The sequence below is a fragment of the Rhizobium sophoriradicis genome (genome assembly GCF_003939025.1).
Lineage (GTDB): Bacteria > Pseudomonadota > Alphaproteobacteria > Rhizobiales > Rhizobiaceae > Rhizobium > Rhizobium sophoriradicis.
Window position 1 is genome coordinate 1 of record NZ_RQIH01000035.1, and the last position, 16,487, is coordinate 16,487.

11 protein-coding genes and 2 pseudogenes are annotated in these 16,487 nt (G+C 61.9%); 9 read left to right on the forward strand and 4 right to left on the reverse strand.

The annotated features are described in order from the left end of the window. The 4 genes and pseudogenes from EFR00_RS32040 to EFR00_RS32065 all read right to left on the reverse strand — a co-directional run. A partial coding sequence (locus tag EFR00_RS32040) for an ArsA-related P-loop ATPase (protein ID WP_148102829.1) occupies positions 1–132 on the reverse strand: 132 nt, incomplete at its 3' end. Positions 133–1,017: 885 nt separating this feature from the next. Beyond that, positions 1,018–1,728 carry a nitrogen fixation protein NifQ gene (locus EFR00_RS32045; RefSeq protein WP_009996802.1) on the reverse strand — a complete coding sequence of 237 codons (711 nt, stop codon included), beginning with the start codon at positions 1,726–1,728 and terminating at the stop codon, positions 1,018–1,020. A gap of 517 nt (positions 1,729–2,245) precedes the next feature. Beyond that, a complete protein-coding gene (locus EFR00_RS32055; protein WP_008536498.1) occupies positions 2,246–2,683 on the reverse strand; it encodes a DUF3846 domain-containing protein in 438 nt (145 codons plus the stop codon). 1,421 nt (positions 2,684–4,104) lie between these two features. Next, a pseudogene (locus EFR00_RS32065) lies at positions 4,105–5,292 on the reverse strand (IS3 family transposase). 1,225 nt (positions 5,293–6,517) lie between these two features. On the opposite strand from EFR00_RS32065, the gene EFR00_RS32070 reads away from it, so the two are divergent. The 9 genes and pseudogenes from EFR00_RS32070 to EFR00_RS32115 form a co-directional block, all read left to right on the forward strand. Continuing rightward, positions 6,518–6,697 carry a cytochrome P450 gene (locus EFR00_RS32070; RefSeq protein ID WP_008536508.1) on the forward strand — a complete coding sequence of 60 codons (180 nt, stop codon included), beginning with the start codon at positions 6,518–6,520 and terminating at the stop codon, positions 6,695–6,697. Between the two features lie 68 nt (positions 6,698–6,765). Beyond that, a complete protein-coding gene (locus tag EFR00_RS32075) occupies positions 6,766–8,046 on the forward strand; it encodes a cytochrome P450 (protein ID WP_040111859.1) in 1,281 nt (426 codons plus the stop codon). 5 nt (positions 8,047–8,051) lie between these two features. Then, complete coding sequence (locus tag EFR00_RS32080) at positions 8,052–9,530, forward strand: cytochrome P450 (RefSeq protein ID WP_237350496.1); 1,479 nt, start codon at positions 8,052–8,054, stop codon at positions 9,528–9,530. Positions 9,531–9,638: 108 nt separating this feature from the next. Further along, positions 9,639–10,481: an SDR family oxidoreductase gene (locus EFR00_RS32085; protein ID WP_040111858.1), complete on the forward strand. Its 843-nt coding sequence runs from the start codon at positions 9,639–9,641 to the stop codon at positions 10,479–10,481. After that, positions 10,481–11,822, forward strand: a pseudogene (locus EFR00_RS32090) (cytochrome P450). The gene EFR00_RS32085 and the pseudogene EFR00_RS32090 overlap by 1 nt, the downstream one beginning before the upstream one ends. Positions 11,823–12,590: 768 nt before the next feature. Continuing rightward, positions 12,591–14,144 carry a hypothetical protein gene (locus tag EFR00_RS32100; RefSeq protein WP_040111856.1) on the forward strand — a complete coding sequence of 518 codons (1,554 nt, stop codon included), beginning with the start codon at positions 12,591–12,593 and terminating at the stop codon, positions 14,142–14,144. Then, on the forward strand, positions 14,141–15,043 hold the full coding sequence (locus tag EFR00_RS32105) for a terpene synthase family protein (RefSeq protein WP_040111855.1): 903 nt from the start codon (positions 14,141–14,143) through the stop codon (positions 15,041–15,043). Before EFR00_RS32100 ends, EFR00_RS32105 begins: the two co-directional genes overlap by 4 nt. Positions 15,044–15,062: 19 nt before the next feature. Further along, positions 15,063–16,178, forward strand: coding sequence for a type 2 isopentenyl-diphosphate Delta-isomerase (gene fni / locus EFR00_RS32110; RefSeq protein ID WP_245304463.1), 1,116 nt, complete (start codon positions 15,063–15,065; stop codon positions 16,176–16,178). Positions 16,179–16,298: 120 nt separating this feature from the next. Continuing rightward, positions 16,299–16,487: leucine zipper domain-containing protein (locus tag EFR00_RS32115; protein WP_245435290.1), on the forward strand; the 189-nt coding region annotated here is incomplete at its 3' end.

A 16,487-nucleotide genomic window follows, 5' to 3' on the forward strand; every position in this document is an offset into this window, starting at 1 on the left:
GGCTTTCGGGTCGCATCCGACGATCAGGATCTTCTGCCCGAGGTCGACAAGCGCTGCGAGCGTATTTTGGGAGGTGGTGGACTTGCCGATCCCCCCTTTGCCGTAAAATGCGATTTGACGCAAATCTACCATATCGCCTTCCTTCTTTCGTTCCATCCATCGCTGAGTAAAAGGCAGGCAGCTCGCGCCGCCTCGCATGGCAATCTTCAAAACCCGTGCCATGTGGGCAGCAGCATATAAAACAGCTGTTTTGCTGATCTTCAGCTATTTAGTTCCAAACTTTCGAAGGCGGGATCGACAAACTCTTGTCTCGAAACCGCCAAACTGGACGAAGCGGCCGCGAGGTCTTGTCGGTTGGAAATCGCTTGCGTCAAAGATCAACAAATCTCGTCCGTATCCTTACATCTCAGGCGAGGGACAGAAGTAGTGTGGCAAGTCGTAGAGCCAAGCAGATCGGTACCGTCTTGACGGCCGATCGGCTCGCACCACGCGTCCGAATCAAGGCCGGATGATCAGCAGAACGCATATGAAGGCACAGTAGAGATTGTCGCTTACAACAAACTCGCTGTTATGCTGTCTCCATGAACAAATAGGGGGAATGCCGACAGCTTGGCAGCTGCAGTCTTGCAGGCCCGGATTGTTTCGCCATTGGCTGAGATTGACAACGGAGCCGGTTTCGATCGTCAGCGGGCCAGATTCTGAGGAAATGCTCGAAGGCTACAGCAAAGATCGTGAGCAAGCTATCAAGTTAAAGCGCTAGTCGCGGACGCTTTTTTCCGGCCATACGCTCAGCTCCGACAAATGTGGATCGCGTAGTCGAATACGGCGAAGAGCTTAAGGCAATTTTAGTAGGTGCTATCAGAATTGACCGATGATCATTATCCGACGACGACATCACCGCTCATCTTTAGGAAAGTGGCATTTGCGCGTGCCCGCACAGTCGTAATATCGGGAGCAATAATCCCCCGTATCGGTTCAACGTCGCCGGACAAGCCCGCCAGGTTGCATCTGTGGCCTTCACGTTTTCAAGATCTCGCGCCCGACGAACTCTGCCGCTCCAGAAAGACTTCCGCTTTCCTCAGGGAGAAAGCATTCATTAAAATCGCCGCATTCCTTGCAGCTGGGAGCGCTACAAAGGGAAAAGCCTTCAGCTTCGCAAATCTTGCGGTAAAAATACTTCTTCCACCTCATGTTGTTGGTGTTGCCTGCCACCAGCGCCGGAAAATGCGCGAACAGCAATCTCCTAAGTTCGGCTTTGTCAAGCAAGCCGAGATCCCGCCAGAGGTGGTCTTCGCGCATGGAACGTCGCGCAATGATCTTAGCAAAACGCACGCCCTCAGGGTCGCCTGGCCGCACATGCCCTAGGAGCATATCGCGCAACAGTTGCTCCTCTGCATCAGGCATGCAATCACTCGCCTCTTGCAGGGCAAAAGCGCGGATAAGCCTTGCCGGAAAACTGCGGGCTGGTATATCCCGCAGCTCCCTAAGCGAAAGGCCGGTTGCCTCGGTCGCGGTGGCAATCCCCATCTCAATTTCTTCAAGTGCGCGCGAAAAAACGCGGAAGAGCACATAGTCATCAAAATATAACTTGAGACCCATCTGGCATGGTCGGCTGAAATAGCGTGTTTGGCAATCGTCGCAGTGGTCGACGGCTATGCCGGTTTGACGTGCGGCGTCCGCAGCTGGCACCGCCACCGTCGAGACCCCGATGTGATGCACATTTGGCATGCGCTTCGTCGCTTTCTCCAATAATCGAATTCAGTTGGCTGCTTTGATCCCCGCAAGGCGAGCATTCAAAGGTTGTGCCAGCTTGAGCAAGTGACAGTTGAAGCCGGCTTTTCAATCACTCGATCGCCCGTGCAGCGGGGAGGCGATCCCGCCTCCCAGTTATCGCCAAACGGACAAACGCAGGCTTTCAATCTGCGGCGCCGATCGAGCAGTCTGAGTGTAGCAATCTGAGGGAAGATCAAAGATCAATTGCTGCGCAACGACGTGTTAGCCGCCGATAGAGTTATCATATGTCTCTTCGATAGTCCTCAGAGTAGTTGGAGACCGGCACTGAACGTCTTCCGACCTTCAGTGTTGACCTTTGTCCAGTTGAACGGGAGGCCTTCGGCAACGTAGTAAACGCCGCTTTGAGGCGTCAGCTTTCCGTTTCTCGAGCCCATGTCGCCACGCTCGCGGACTCTCAGCGAATCGGCGCGATAGAGTTCATTCTCCTGGATCCTATCATTCGTCATTGCGCTCATAGGAGCACCGGGGAGCGGCGATCAATACGCACTTGCAGGCCTTCCAGTGCGCCCGCAACGATGAGGCCCTTGTTCGCCACTCGGTCCATCGGAACAAACACAGGATCAAGCACCGGCCGGCAACATTCAAAACGTCGCGCGGCTTCCGTCATCGTTATTGACGGCGAACGATAAGGTTTACTACCATCGCCTCCCAAAAGCGCTATCTGCCCGGCAAGAGGGATCGGGTACCCGTCAAAGATCGTAAAGGCGGTTAACCCAACTCGCAAAGCTTCTTCGCCAACAAATAGCGAGTGCATGTCGTCGAAGCGGATCATCTGAATAAGATCACTGCCAATTAAACCGGCGATCGATGCAATGCTGTTGCGATCAGGGAGCTCAGCGGCGCGAAAGATCGCACTTTCCGGCTCCAACAGATACACAAAATTTTCCATATCCTTGCCTTCTAAATTCTTGAAAAGAGCTCGTGCCCAGCTGCTTTTGACGGGAGCGAAAGCGACTCGTGCATCAACTTGGGATAGCGACAACGCGCGGCAATATGCAGATTTCAGCGTGCTGTGTAAATGGTCCTGCGCCAATTCGGTTCGGTTCAATTCAAGCCAGGCTCCGGACGCGTCGCTCCGATGTCGCCCAGCCAGTTGATTCTATTGAGATATTTTAATGGGCGTGTTTTTATTCCGGCCAGCCCCCATACCAACTCCGGGCCACATGAACGCGACGATGTTAGACCATACCGGCAGCCGCGCAGTCGACTAAGCGGGTTCAGCAATCGAACGCGGCGGCCATCGGCGTCGCCGCACGTATGGCTCGAATTTGTCCCAAATTTGCGGAACGGGATCCCGACCTTGGGCAAACTATGCAAACGGGTGCGTGTTCCAAGTTTGACGAGATCTGTACGTCTGTGAAACGATTGCGCTTCATTCCCTGGTCCTCTCAATGGGCCAGAGCTTACTTCAAAATGGATTATTTCAACGGGGCAAGGTCAAAGGCACCCCTTACGACGTATAAAGCAGAAAGAAAATTTGCAATCGGCGAGTTCCATCCGAGCATCACGACATTTGGCTAGCGCAACCGGGGCAACAGCCGCGCTCACTGTTGGCTGACTTAAAGTGTGCTGAGTGCCGCGGTCGCGAGTTCGCGCTCGGTCCCCAGGCGTTTTCGGTGCCGCGTTTTTAGCGTTATTCAAAACGCGGATGATGGCATCCAATCAATCTATTTTGCCTGATTAGCGACCTTGGTGCATGACCAAGGTGTCTCACCAAACAAGCCGATCGCGACCTCAGCGGAGAACGTACAAAAATGCAATAGATAGGAAGCGGCAGATTTTATTGCGTATCCCGGAGAGATACTGGCGCCGCCTTGTTGCTCGCTATGGCGGCGGCCTTCGGAGTCTGGCGAACAGGATTTGCCGAGTCGGAAGCCGCGAAAGAAGAAGTCGTCACTTTGGCGTATTCGCGCTGACCCAACTTTTGGCAACCTATGGCACTCACGGCGAAGTCATGCACGTTCATAGCGTGGACGAATCGGGCGAAACGTCAGCGTCGACGCAGTTCAAGTATTGGACGAACGAACGGGAGCAAGACCTTGCCCTTTAGAACTTTTTTTTGCATCCTGCTACTGGTCACGTGCACCAGCGCTGTTTCGGCCTACGCCGCGTCGCTTTCCATCTTCAAAGCGTTCGCCGTAACACTAGCGGCTTCGGTTTTCCTTCAGGTCGTTTATTTCTTGAGCCTGCTATTTATGTCCTTCCGGCCCACGCGCGAGAGCGACAGGTCGATACATTCAGGAACTCGGCAGGCAAACCAGCCACAAAAACATGATCGCGATGAAACTGAGCTGACTTGCCACTGAATTTTCATCCGGCGGCGATTAGAGCCTCGGCGGTTTTGAATACGTCAAGTGGCGCGGTGTGAGCAACCGGCGGAAACGCGAAGCCTTCATCTTGCGCAGCGTTGGAGCCGGTTGCGGCGATGGTCCCGGCATAATCTTCCGGGGTCTGATATCCGAGCGATTAGTGCGGCCGGAAATTATTGTGATCGTCCGCCCATTCGGCAATGGCGCTTCGGGCATGATTGAGGCCAAAGAACAGGCTTTCGTTGAGCAGTTCGTCGCGCATCCGACCATTGAAGCTCTCGGCATAGCCGTTCTGCATCGGCTTTCCCGGCGCGATGTAGTGCCAGTCGACTTTGTGATCCTTCGACCACGCGAGGATCGCATTCGAGGTGAGTTCAGTGCCGTTGTCGGAGACGATCATCCCCGGCTTGCCGCGTCGTTCGATCAGGGTCGTCAGTTCGCGAGCGACACGACGACCGGAGATCGAGGTGTCCGGGATCGCCGCCAGGCATTCGTGCGTCACGTCATCGACGATGTTGAGCACGCGAAACCTCCTTCCGCAAGCGAACTGGTCGTGCACGAAGTCTAGCGACCATCGGGCATTGGCCTTAGCTTCGACCGGAATCGGAGCACGCGTGCCGACAGCACGGCGTCTGGCGTTGCGCTTGCGGACAGAGAGACCCTCCTCGCGATAAAGGCGATAGATGCGATTGACCCCGGACGGTTCTCCCTCCCGCCGAAGCAGGACGAACAGCCGCCGGTAGCCGAAACGCCGCCGCTCATTGGCGAGGTCGCGCAGCTTCGCTCGCAACTCGGTTTCCGGCGGTCGGTTCGACTGATAGCGGATCGTCTTGCAGTCGGCGGATATGATCTGGCAGGCCCGCCGTTCCGAAAGACCCATGACGGTCTTCAGATGCGTGACGGCGTCACGCTTGGCGACAGGCCCTACCATTTTTTGAAAGAAGCTCGCGGAGTGCTGCTGCGTCCAACATCTGCTCGGCGAGCAGCTTCTTCAGTCTCGCGTTCTCGTCCTCAAGCGCCTTCAGCCGTTTCGCCTCGGAGACTTCCATACCGCCGTATTTGGCTTTCCAATTATAAAACGTTGCTTCTGAAATTCCGTGCTTGCGGCAGAGGTCGGCCACCTTTGCGCCCGCCTCCTGCTCCTTCAGCACCGCAATAATCTGCCTTCCGTAAATCTCTGCTTCTTCATGCGTCCGTCCTTTGATGGGCCGGACTCTAATCAATTCTGGAGGAAATTCGCAGGGGCAGGTCAGAGCAGTCCAACGTCCCCCAGCTTGACCTAAGGCGTAAACGGCGCACCCCTTAGTTAGCGGTGTAGGTATTGACCCAATTCATCAGGCTAAAGCTCAATTCGATGTCATGGAACTACTCAACAACCTCCAGCAACCGAGGACCGCTTTCTTCACCACGGTGCGGCGGTCCATGAGATGCTGCATTGGTCTCCCGATTGCTTCATCTTCGGCAGGAGGCTTCTTGATTGGGCATCGTCTGGTTTAGAAAGCACCTCCGACTCAGGCGACTGTTGCCGACCGCCGCTCCTGATTAGATGACATGTTTCCGGAAGAGAACATGCTTCGAAATTTGAGCGTTTCCCGTTGCCTTTTCGACCTACGCCGATCGAGAAGCTCGACCGTCTCGGTAAGCGCGGGGGTGGAAACATTAAGAACAACGTCAACGAGATGACTACAAGCTCAGAACTTGCATTTGGCGGAAATAAGCTCCGCAAACTTTACTACCGGAGGGTCGAGGCGGGTCCAGTCTGATTTGCCCAGAGCCGGCGCTTTTAACGCGGCGGCCTCGGCGCAGTCGACGACGTTCCCGCCCATCGGACGAAAACTCGCGGGGCAACTTCGACGTCGAAGATGGCGCGGATTGTTGCACGAAAGCCCGCCGCGAGGGCATCCCATGCAGGTCGCCGACTATCGGACGCAGACCGGCGTTAGAGCAGTCTTTTGTCAGACATGTACTCCGCGGTTGTCGGCATTGAGACTGAATGGCGGGAGCTTGACACTACGCGCTGCTACGAAATGCCTGCTGAACCCACGAATTCACTTCGGCACGCGATTTGCTCTGGTCACGGTATGTCGCCAATCGCAGCGCGATGGCCTTCGGGCGGCGCATCGCTGTTCGCGTCTCGTGAGTTCCGATGGTTTGCTGGGCAATGATAGTGGCTCGGTTGTGTGTGCCGGGAAAATGTGAGGAGTGTTAGATGCGATCTAGAGTTCTTCGTTTGCGACCCACAACAATCGCCCACGTCGCGAGCGGTACAGCCAAAGCGGCAGACCTTGAGCCAGGCGGGAAGCCGGGGGTGTGGGACTGGACTGGAAGTTCTGTTTGCGGACGGGTCGGTGGGCGGGTGCGGTCGAACCTGCTGCGCCAATTCCTACGGTCGGCCGACCTATGGCGATACCGACATGTTCGATTTCAACCGGCTGCAAAACCCGCACCTGCCGCTCGGCCAGGGGCCGCATCTGTGCCTGGGCGCTGCGCTGGCGCGCCTGGAATTGGGAAGTGTCTTCCCCCCGCCGTTCGTGCGGCCGGAGGATCTGGCGCTGGCAATCGCCGCAGAGGGCGTGGTCTACACGTTGCCTTAACTCATTTGCTGCCCGCAGTCTGCCCATCATCTTCCGCCCCTTCCGGGCTTAAAGAGTGAAGCGTCACCATGTCCGAACAATCCTTGCCGACGCTGCCGATGTGGCGGGTCGATCACATCGAGCCCTCGCCCGAGATGTTAGCGCTACGCGCCAAAGGTCCGATCCACCGCGTGCGCCTTCCGTCCGGGCACGAATGCTGGTGGGTGACAGGCTATGACGAGGCCAAGGCGGTGCTGTCTGACGCGGCATTCCTGCCCGCGGGAATGCCTCCGGCGGATTTCACCCCCGATTCGGTCATTCTCGGTTCGCCGGGATGGCTGGTCTCGCACGAAGGGGACGAGCATGCTCGGTTACGCACGATCGTGGCGCCGGCCTTCAGCAACAGCAGGGTGAAGCTGCTTACGCAGCAGGTCGAGGCGATCACCGTGCAGTTGTTCGATACGCTGGCGGTTCAGCCCCAGCCCGCAGACTTGCGACGCCATCTCTCCTTTCCGCTTCCGGCCAAGGTAATCAGCGCGCTGATGGGCGTGCCCTTCGAGGAACACGCCTTTTTCGCAGAGCTCTCCGACGAGGTGATGACGCACCAGCATGAAAGCGGCCCGCGCAGCGCGTCGGGCTTGGCCTGGGAAGAGCTCCGCGCCTACATTCACGGCAAAATACGGGGCAAGCGACAGGATCCGGGCGATAACCTGCTGACGGATCTGCTAGCCGCGGTTGACCAGGGTGAAGCGACCGAGGAAGAGGCGGTCGGCCTCGCGGCGGGCGTGCTGGTGGCGGGGCACGAGAGCACCGTCGCGCAGATCGAATTCGGCCTGCTGGCCATGTTTCGCCATCCGCAACAGCGCGAACGCCTGGTCCGCGATCCGTCCCTGGTGGACAAGGCGGTGGAGGAAATACTGCGAATGTATTCGCCTGGCGCGGGCTGGGACGGCATCATGCGCTACCCCCGGACCGACGTGACCATCGCGGGCGTGCATATACCCGCGGAGAGCAAAGTACTGGTCGGCCTGCCGGCGACCTCGTTTGATCCGCGCCATCTCAAAGACCCGGAAGTCTTCGACATCGGACGCGACGCAAATCCCCACCTGGCGTTCTCCTACGGGCAGCACAATTGCATCGGGGCGGCGCTGGCGAGGCTGGAACTGAAGGCCGTATTCGGTTCGATCTTCCAGCGCTTTCCCGCGTTGCGCCTGGCCGTGGCGCCCGAAGAACTGAAGTTGCGCAAGGAGATCATCACCGGCGGGTTCGAGGAAATGCCGGTGCTCTGGTGCGGACGCCCCCCGGCATCGCAATCTTCTCATTTGACGGCGCCTGGCGCGGGCCGGTCAGATCAGCCACCCGACAGGTAACCAAGATGGACGTGCAAGAAACCAAGGCAGCATGCCACGACGCCTTCGCCGAGCTAGCGTCGCCAGCATGCATCCAAGACCCGTACCCGTTCATGCGGTGGTTGCAAGAGCACGATCCGGTGCACCGCGCGGCGTCGGGCCTCTTTCTGTTGAGCCGCCACGCCGACATCTACTGGGCGTTCAAGGCCACGGGCGATGCGTTTCGGGGGCCGGCGCCATCCGAACTGGCGCGCTATTTCCCGCGTGCGGCGTCCAGCCTGTCGCTCAATCTGCTGGCGTCCACGCTAGCCATGAAGGAACCACCGACGCATACGCGTCTGCGCCGGCTGATTTCGCGCGATTTCACCGTGGGCCAGATCGACAACCTGCGGCCGAGCATCGCGCGCATCGTCGCAGCCCGCCTGGATGGCATGGCGCCCGCACTGGAGCGAGGAGAGGCGGTGGACCTGCATCGGGAATTCGCACTGGCCTTGCCCATGCTTGTCTTCGCTGAATTGTTCGGCATGCCCCAAGACGACATGTTCGAGCTCTCAGCGATCGTCAGCGCCATTCTAGAAGGCCTGAGCCCGCACGCCAGCGATCCACAGCTCGCCGCGGCGGACGTGGCCAGCGCCAGGGTGAAGGCCTATTTCGGCGACCTCATACTGCGCAAGCGCGCCGATCCCCGCCGCGACATCGTGTCGACACTGGTCGGCGCACACAGCGACGACGCCGATACGCTTTCGGACGCGGAGTTGATCAGCATGCTGTGGGGCATGTTGCTGGGCGGCTTCGCCACCACTGCTGCGACTATCGACCATGCGGTGCTGGCGATGCTGGCCTACCCCGAGGAGCGGCACTGGCTGCAGGGAGACGCCGCAGGGGTGGAGGCATTTGTAGAAGAAGTACTGCGCTGCGAGGCGCCCGCCATGTTCAGCTCCATTCCGCGTATCGCCCAGCGCGACATCGAATTGCATGGCGTGGTGATCCCGAAGGACGCGGACGTGCGCGTGCTGATCGCGGCCGGCAATCGCGACCCGGACGCTTTCGCTGATCCCGACCGATTCGATCCGGTGCGGTTCTACGGCACCAGGCCTGGCATGTCGAGCGACGGAAAGATTATGCTGAGCTTCGGCCACGGCATCCACTTCTGCCTAGGTGCGCAACTCGCCAGGGTGCAGCTGACCGAGAGCCTGCCGCAGATCCAGGCTCGCTTCCCCACGTTGGCCTTGGCCGAGCAGCCGACCCGGGAGCGCTCAGCGTTCCTTAGGACGTTCCGCGCGCTGCCGGTGCGGCTGCGCGCGCAGGCGGCGGCTGAGGTTCGCGTCGTGGTCGACCAGGATCTGTGCGGAACCACTGGTCAGTGCGTGTTGACGCTGCAGGGCGCCTTTCGTCAGCGCGAACCGGACGGCGTGGCCGAAGTGTGCATGGCGACGGTCCCGCAGGCGCTGCATGCCGCTGTGCGGCTCGCAGCCAGCCAGTGCCCCGTCGCGGCCATCGGGTGATCGAAAGCGAAGCCGGCGATGACCATTGCACCAACCCCGGCCCTACGCCCTCTCCGGCAGACGCTGAGCGACATGCAGCGAAAGACCTACGCAATCCAGGAGAACATGATGGAACGATTTAAAGGCAAGGTGGCCGTGGTGACCGGCGCCGGCGCCGGGATCGGCAAGGCATGCGCCCTCGCCATCGCGCGCGAGGGCGGCAGAGTGGTGGTTGCCGACATTGATGGCCCCGCTGCCATCGCCTGCACCGCACAGATCGCAGCCGAAGCGGGCCAAGCGCTGGCCGTGGCCATGGACATCGCAGATGCGCAGGCGGTGGCAGAGCTGTTCGAAACGGCGAAGCGGCGCTTCGGTGGGGTCGACGTGCTTGTGAACAATGCGAGCGCCATGCATTTGACCCCGCTCGACAGCGCGATCCTCGACCTGGACGTGGCGGTCTGGGACCAGACCATGGCGACCAATTTGCGCGGCACGCTCCTCTGCTGCCGGCAGGCCATCCCACAAATGATCGGCCGTGGTGGTGGCGCGATCGTGAACATGTCATCGTGCCAAGGGCTCAGCGGCGACACCGCACTGACGTCATACGCCGCGTCGAAGGCCGCAATGAACATGCTGTCGGCCTCGCTTGCCACCCAGTACGGACACGCGAAGATCCGCTGCAACGCGGTTGCGCCAGGTCTTGTCATGACCGAACGTCTCTTCGCCAAGCTGGACGAGTGCATGCAACGGCATCTACACCGGCACCAGCTCCTGCCGCACGTCGGCCGCCCCGAGGACGTAGCCGCGCTGGTCGCGTTCCTGCTCTCGGAGGAGGCTGCGTTCATCACCGGCCAAGTGGTGTGCATCGACGGCGGCATGTTGGCGCATGTTCCAACCTACGCCGACGGTGGCAACAGCGCGGCTCGGCCGGCCGGTGACGCCGCCGAAGCAGCCGCAGCGTCGCATTGGTGATGGACATGCTGCTCAACCCGCTGAACCGCTGGCGCCGGCTACGGGACGACATCCCGGTCATGCCTGGCGCTTTCCCCCTGGTCGGGCATCTTCCCGCCATCGTCTGCGATCTGCCGCGCCTGCTGCGGCGCGCGGAACGGACGCTAGGCAGCCACTTCTGGCTGGACTTCGGCCCGGCCGGACACCTGATCACATGCCTGGATCCGGATGCGCTCGCATTGCTCCGGCACAAGGAAGTGTCCTCGGCACTGATCGAAGAGATGGCGCCCGACATCCTTGGCGGAACGTTGGTCACTTTGGACGGTAGCGCGCACCGGCAGGCGCGCGATGGGATAAAGGCGGCGTTTCTGCCCAGGGGTCTGTCCGAGGCCGGCATTGGCGAGCTGTTCGAACCAATTATTAGGGCTCAGGTCAAGGCGTGGCGCGACCGCGGTGAAGTCGCTATCCTGCCAGACACTCGCAACCTGATGCTCAAACTCACCTTCAGTCTCATGGGCATCCCCGCCCAAGACCTGTCGGAGTGGCATCGCAAGTACCGGCAACTGCTACAATTGATGGTCGCGACCCCGATCGACCTGCCGGGGATGCCACTGCGGCGCGGCCGCGCCGCCCGCGATTGGATCGACGCGCAGTCGCGCCAGTTCATCCGGGACGCGCGCGCGCCCGCCGCGCGCACCGGGTTGATCAACGACATGGTGAGCGCCTTCGATTGCAGCGATGGCGCGCTCTCCGATGACGTCCTGGTCGCCAATATCCGTTTGCTGCTGCTTGCCGGCCACGAGACCTCCGCCTCGACGATGGCCTGGATGGTGATCGAGCTGGCGCAGCATCCAGAGCTGTGGGACGCCCTGGTCGAAGAGGCGCAACGCGTGGGCGCGGTGCCGACCGGGCACGAGGACCTGGCGCAATGTCCGGTCGCAGAGGCGCTGTTTCGGGAGACGCTACGAATGCATCCGGCTTCCTCGCTCGTACCGCGTCGCGCGATGCAGGAATTACAACTCGGCCCGCGGCGCATTCCTGCGGGCACTCATTTGTGCATCCCACTGCTGCATTTCTCGACCTCGCCGCTGCTGCACGAAGCGCCCGATCCGTTTCGTCTGGGGCGGTGGCTGCAACGCACGGAGCCGATCCGGCCGGTGGACATGCTGCAGTTCGGTGCCGGCCCACACGTCTGCATGGGCTATCACCTTGTATGGCTGGAGCTGGTGCAGTTCAGCATCGCCTTGGCATTGACCATGCAGGAGGCCGGGGTGCGGCCGCGGTTGATGAGCGGCGTCGAAAAAGGCCGGCGTTATTACCCGACCGCATCCGTCCATGACAATCCGCATCGGATTCTCATGAGCTGGGATCCTCTGCCCCGTGTCAAGAGGCAGCGGCGACGGCGATGAGCGGCATTGCTGCACTCGGCGCGCGCGCAGTGCGACGCCGGCAGCACCGCGGCGGCTCGCCGCTCGCCGCGGCATTCTCTGTCAGGTACAAGGAGATGAACAACATGCAGAAGGATTCCACGCTAAACGACGACCGAACTGGCGTTTCCCTGTTCGGCGGATCGGGCGCGCTGGCGTGCGGCGGATTGCCGGTGCGCGCGTCCATAGGCATGGGCGCGCTATGCGCCGTCGCGGAGGATGCCGCGCGTTACGCTGTACCGCGCGCTGGATCGCTATCGCGCCTGTTTCGGCCTTGTATTGTAGGTGGTCGAGGATGACACGCCAGCGGATGACGCGACGCTGGGGAAGCCCCCGGCAAGCATGCGGCGGAGAAAAAAGCAACCGGCGTGCCGATCACGGAGCTGCATGCAGCGCCCCAGTCAGTGCCGGGCCTATGGCAAGGGGCCGGAGAAGCCATCACCTCGCTGCGGCCGCGTGCGGAGCGGTTGGCGCAGGCCGTGCAGCGGGGGGGTATCTGTTTAAGCACGCGCCGTGCGCATTGGCGCCGGTCCGCACGGAGGCGCCGCCGTACCGCTGCGATCGGCCGGCGGCAGCGCTAGATGCTACATTGTGTCCGATTCCACGGCGCAGATCGGAGCGGTTGCCCACCGCGGCCCGCCGCGGTGCCCGGCGTCCGCCCGATTCTGCTTCTCGTCAACTGCCTGCAGAAGGAACATCCCGCATGAATGCGCTGTCCGAACAGATCCTTTCTGAATTGCGCCACCTGCTGAACGAGACGCGCGATGGCGGCAGCGTGAGTCCGTCCGTTTACGACACGGCGCGCGTTTTGCAGTTCAGCAGCAACGTCACCGGTCGGCAGAACGCATACGCGTGGCTCATGGCGCAGCAACAGGCCGATGGCGGGTGGGGAAGTGCTGACTTCCCACTGTTCCGCCATGTACCCACGTGGGCGGCGTTGCTTGCATTGCAGCGTGCCGATCCTCTTCCCGGCGCTGCGGACGCAGTTCAGGCTGCAACGCGGTTCCTCGAGCGCCAGCCGGATCCCTACGCAGATGCGGTGCCGGAAGACGCGCCGGTAGGCGCGGAGCTGATCCTGCCGCAGATCTCCGGCGAGGCCACATCCTTGGTGGGCGACGTGGTGTTTCCGCGCTACTCGGCGCTGTTGCCGTTGCGGCAAGCGTGCCTGGCTAAGTTGGGGACGGTGGGACCGCTGCCGAGCGGCCATCCGTTGTTGCACTCCTGGGAAGCCTGGGGGACGTCGCCGACCACAGCATGCCTGGACGACGACGGCAGCATCGGCATCAGCCCGGCGGCAACCGCCGCGTGGCGTGCGCACGCCCTCACAAAGGCGAGCGCGCCACAGGTCGAGCGTGCCGACAGGTATCTTCAGGCCGCATCGCGCGCGGCGCGCAGCGGCATCGAAGGTGTCGTTCCCAGCGTCTGGCCGATCAACGTGTTCGAGCCATGCTGGTCGCTGTACACTCTGCATCTGGCCGGGTTGTTTTCGCATCCCGCGCTCGCCGAGGCGGTACGCGTGATCGTCGCGCAGCTCGATGCCTGTCTGGGCGTGCGCGGTCTGGGTCCGGCCTTGCACTTCGCGGCCGATGCGGACGACACCGCTGTTGTGTTGTGCATCCTGCGCCTAGCAGGACGCAACCCGGCTGCCGACGCGTTGCGCCACTTCGAAATCGGCGGGCTGTTCGTTACCTTCCCCGGCGAGCGCAATGCCTCGGTGTCGACCAACATCCACGCCCTGCATGCGTTCAGACTGTTGGGAAAGCCCACCGCCGGCACCAGCGCTTACCTTGAGGCCAATCGCAACGCGGACGGTCTATGGGACAATGAAAAATGGCACGTTTCGTGGCTGTATCCCACCGCGCATGCAATCGCTGCGCTCGCGCAAGGCGCGCCCGAGTGGCGCGACGAGCGCGCGCTGGCGGCGCTGTTGCAGGCGCAGCGCGACGACGGCGGCTGGGGCGCGGGTCGCGCGTCTACATTTGAGGAAACCGCCTATGCGCTGTTCGCGTTGCACGTGATGGATGGGCGCGAAGAGCCGACAGGGCGCGCCCGCATCGCGCTGGCGGTCGCGCACGCGCTGGAGTGGATGCTCGCTCGCCATGGGGCGCATGAATTGCCGCAAACGCCGCTGTGGATCGGCAAGGAATTGTATTGCCCGACCCGGGTCGTGCGCGTGATCGAACTCGCCGGCTTGTGGCTGGCTCTTCGTTGGGGGCGGTGCACCCCGGCCGAGGGAGCAGGAGGAATAGCGCAATGATCCCGACCGAAAGCGCGCTGCAGCAAGTACTGGAGTGGGGGCGTTCCCTGACCGGATTCGCCAACGAACATGCCGTAGAAGCAGTTAGGGGCGGACAGTACATCCTGCAGCGTATCCAACCGAGCTTGCACGATATCAGCGCCCGCACCGGCCGCGATCCGCAGGACGAAAAGCTGATCGTGACGTTTTATCGCGAGTTGGCGCTACTGTTTTGGCTCGACGATTGCAACGACCTTGGCCTGATCGCGCCGGAGCAGCTGGCCGCGGTGGAGCAGGCGCTGGGGCAGGGCGTGCCATGCGCGCTCCCCGGTTTCGAGGGCTGCGCTGTGCTGCGCGCTTCCCTGGCCGCGCTCGCCTACGATAGGCGCGACTATACTGAGCTTCTTAACGATACCCGGTGCTACTGCGCGGCGCTGCGCGCCGGACACGCGCAGGCGGCGGGGGCGCAACGCTGGTCGTACGCCGAATACTTGCACAATTCCATCGATTCGATCGCCTACTCGAACGTGTTCTGTTGCCTGTCGTTGCTATGGGGGCTGGACATGGCGACCCTGCGCGCGCGTCCGGCGTTTCGCCAGGTGCTGCGGCTCATCTCCACGATAGGGCGCCTGCAGAACGATCTGCATGGATGCGCCAAGGATAGGTCGGCGGGAGAGGCCGACAACGCTGCCATCCTGCTCCTGCAGCGTTATCCGGCTATGCCTGTGGAGGATTTCCTCAACGACGAGCTGGCCGGCCATGCGCGCATGCTGCACCGAGTGATGGTGGAAGAACGCTTTCCTGCACCATGGGGACCGTTAATCGAGGCCATGGCGGTCATTCGCGCGAAGTACTACCAGACCTCGACCAGCCGCTACGGCAACGATGCCGCGGGGGGAGGCCAACGTGCGCCGGCGTGAACGCGCGGGAGGCGGCGGCGTGCGCGCGGCGCCTTCGGTCCGATCCGACGCAACGCCAACGCCCAATACGGCGGATCGAGCGAGCGGGTGCGACGACGCCCTGACCCGGCGCAAGGACGACCATCTGGACCTCGTGCTGGATCGGCGAACGGCGCCAGCCACGGTCGCCGCCGGTTGGGAGCAAATCCGGTTCGAACACTGCGCACTACCCGAGCTGGACCTGACGCAGATCGAACTGCGCACCTCGCTGTTAGGCAAGCCCATGCGTGCGCCGCTGCTGATCAGTTCCATGACCGGCGGAATGCCACGCGCCGAGGCCATCAATCGGCGCCTGAGCGAGGCGGCGCAAGCCTTGGGGATCGCCATGTGCGTCGGTTCGCAGCGCGTAAGCCTGCAATCGCGCAATTCCCAGGGGCTGACGCGCGCCCTACGCCGCCTGGCGCCTGACATTCCCTTGCTGGCCAATATCGGCGCTGCGCAACTGCGCGAGGCCGACGGCCTTGATCTGGCGCGCCGGGCTATCGATGCGCTGGAGGCTGATGGGCTGATCGTCCATCTCAATCCGCTGCAGGAAGCGCTACAGCCGGATGGCGACCGCGACTGGCACGGCGTCCTGGCGCAGGTGACTCGCGCCGCGCGTAGCGTGGGCGTGCCGATCGTGGCCAAAGAAGTCGGGTCGGGCCTGTCCGCCTCGGTGGCCTGCGCGCTCGTCGAGGCGGGTGTTGCGGTGATTGATGTCGCCGGAGCTGGCGGCACCAGTTGGGCCGCGGTGGAGGGCGAGCGCGCCCGCGATGCCGCCGGCCGTGCAGTGGCGATGGCGTTCGCCGATTGGGGGATCCCGACACCCGCCAGCTTGCAGGCGGTACGTCGGGCGCTGCCAACGGTGAAGCTTATCGCATCCGGCGGGATCCGCGACGGCGTCGACGTGGCCAAGGCCATTCGCCTGGGTGCGGACATCGCCGGACAGGCAGCCGGCGTGCTGCCAGCGGCTACGGTATCGACCGAAGCGGTCGTCGCGCATTTCGAGGTCGTCATCCGCCAGTTGGCCGTCGCCTGCTTTTGCACCGGCTCACCTGATCTGGCGACGTTGCGCCAGGCGCGCTTGTTGCCCTCCGCGCATCTGCCAGCCGGATGATGCCGGCGTCGCCCGCTCGTGTCGGCCGGCGCCTAGTTGTGAGCTTTCAGGAGGTTGTCCATTCGGCCCTGGTCGAGAAAGCTGAGGTTGTCAAAGCTTCAGTGATTCTCGGAGGACCGAATGAACATTCACAAGAATGCCCGTTTGACACCGCGGCGTCGAGAGGAGATGGCGCGCGCCGGTATTGATGGCGCTTGTTCCAAAGCCGATGCTGCGCGGACATATGGGGTGACGTCGAAGGTGGTCGCTCGTTGGACGGCGCGCTTTCTGGCGGATGGCGCCGCCGGCATGGCGGACCGGTCGTCGCGG

What these genes read in the sequence shown, in the direction of transcription:
- EFR00_RS32045 (WP_009996802.1), bottom strand. Translation starts at nt 1,728, where the DNA reads ATGCCAAATGTGCATCACATCGGGGTCTCGACGGTGGCGGTGCCAGCT.
- EFR00_RS32055 (WP_008536498.1), bottom strand. Translation starts at nt 2,683, where the DNA reads ATGGAAAATTTTGTGTATCTGTTGGAGCCGGAAAGTGCGATCTTTCGC.
- EFR00_RS32070 (WP_008536508.1), top strand. Translation starts at nt 6,518, where the DNA reads ATGTTCGATTTCAACCGGCTGCAAAACCCGCACCTGCCGCTCGGCCAG.
- EFR00_RS32075 (WP_040111859.1), top strand. Translation starts at nt 6,766, where the DNA reads ATGTCCGAACAATCCTTGCCGACGCTGCCGATGTGGCGGGTCGATCAC.
- EFR00_RS32080 (WP_237350496.1), top strand. Translation starts at nt 8,052, where the DNA reads ATGGACGTGCAAGAAACCAAGGCAGCATGCCACGACGCCTTCGCCGAG.
- EFR00_RS32085 (WP_040111858.1), top strand. Translation starts at nt 9,639, where the DNA reads ATGGAACGATTTAAAGGCAAGGTGGCCGTGGTGACCGGCGCCGGCGCC.
- EFR00_RS32100 (WP_040111856.1), top strand. Translation starts at nt 12,591, where the DNA reads ATGAATGCGCTGTCCGAACAGATCCTTTCTGAATTGCGCCACCTGCTG.
- EFR00_RS32105 (WP_040111855.1), top strand. Translation starts at nt 14,141, where the DNA reads ATGATCCCGACCGAAAGCGCGCTGCAGCAAGTACTGGAGTGGGGGCGT.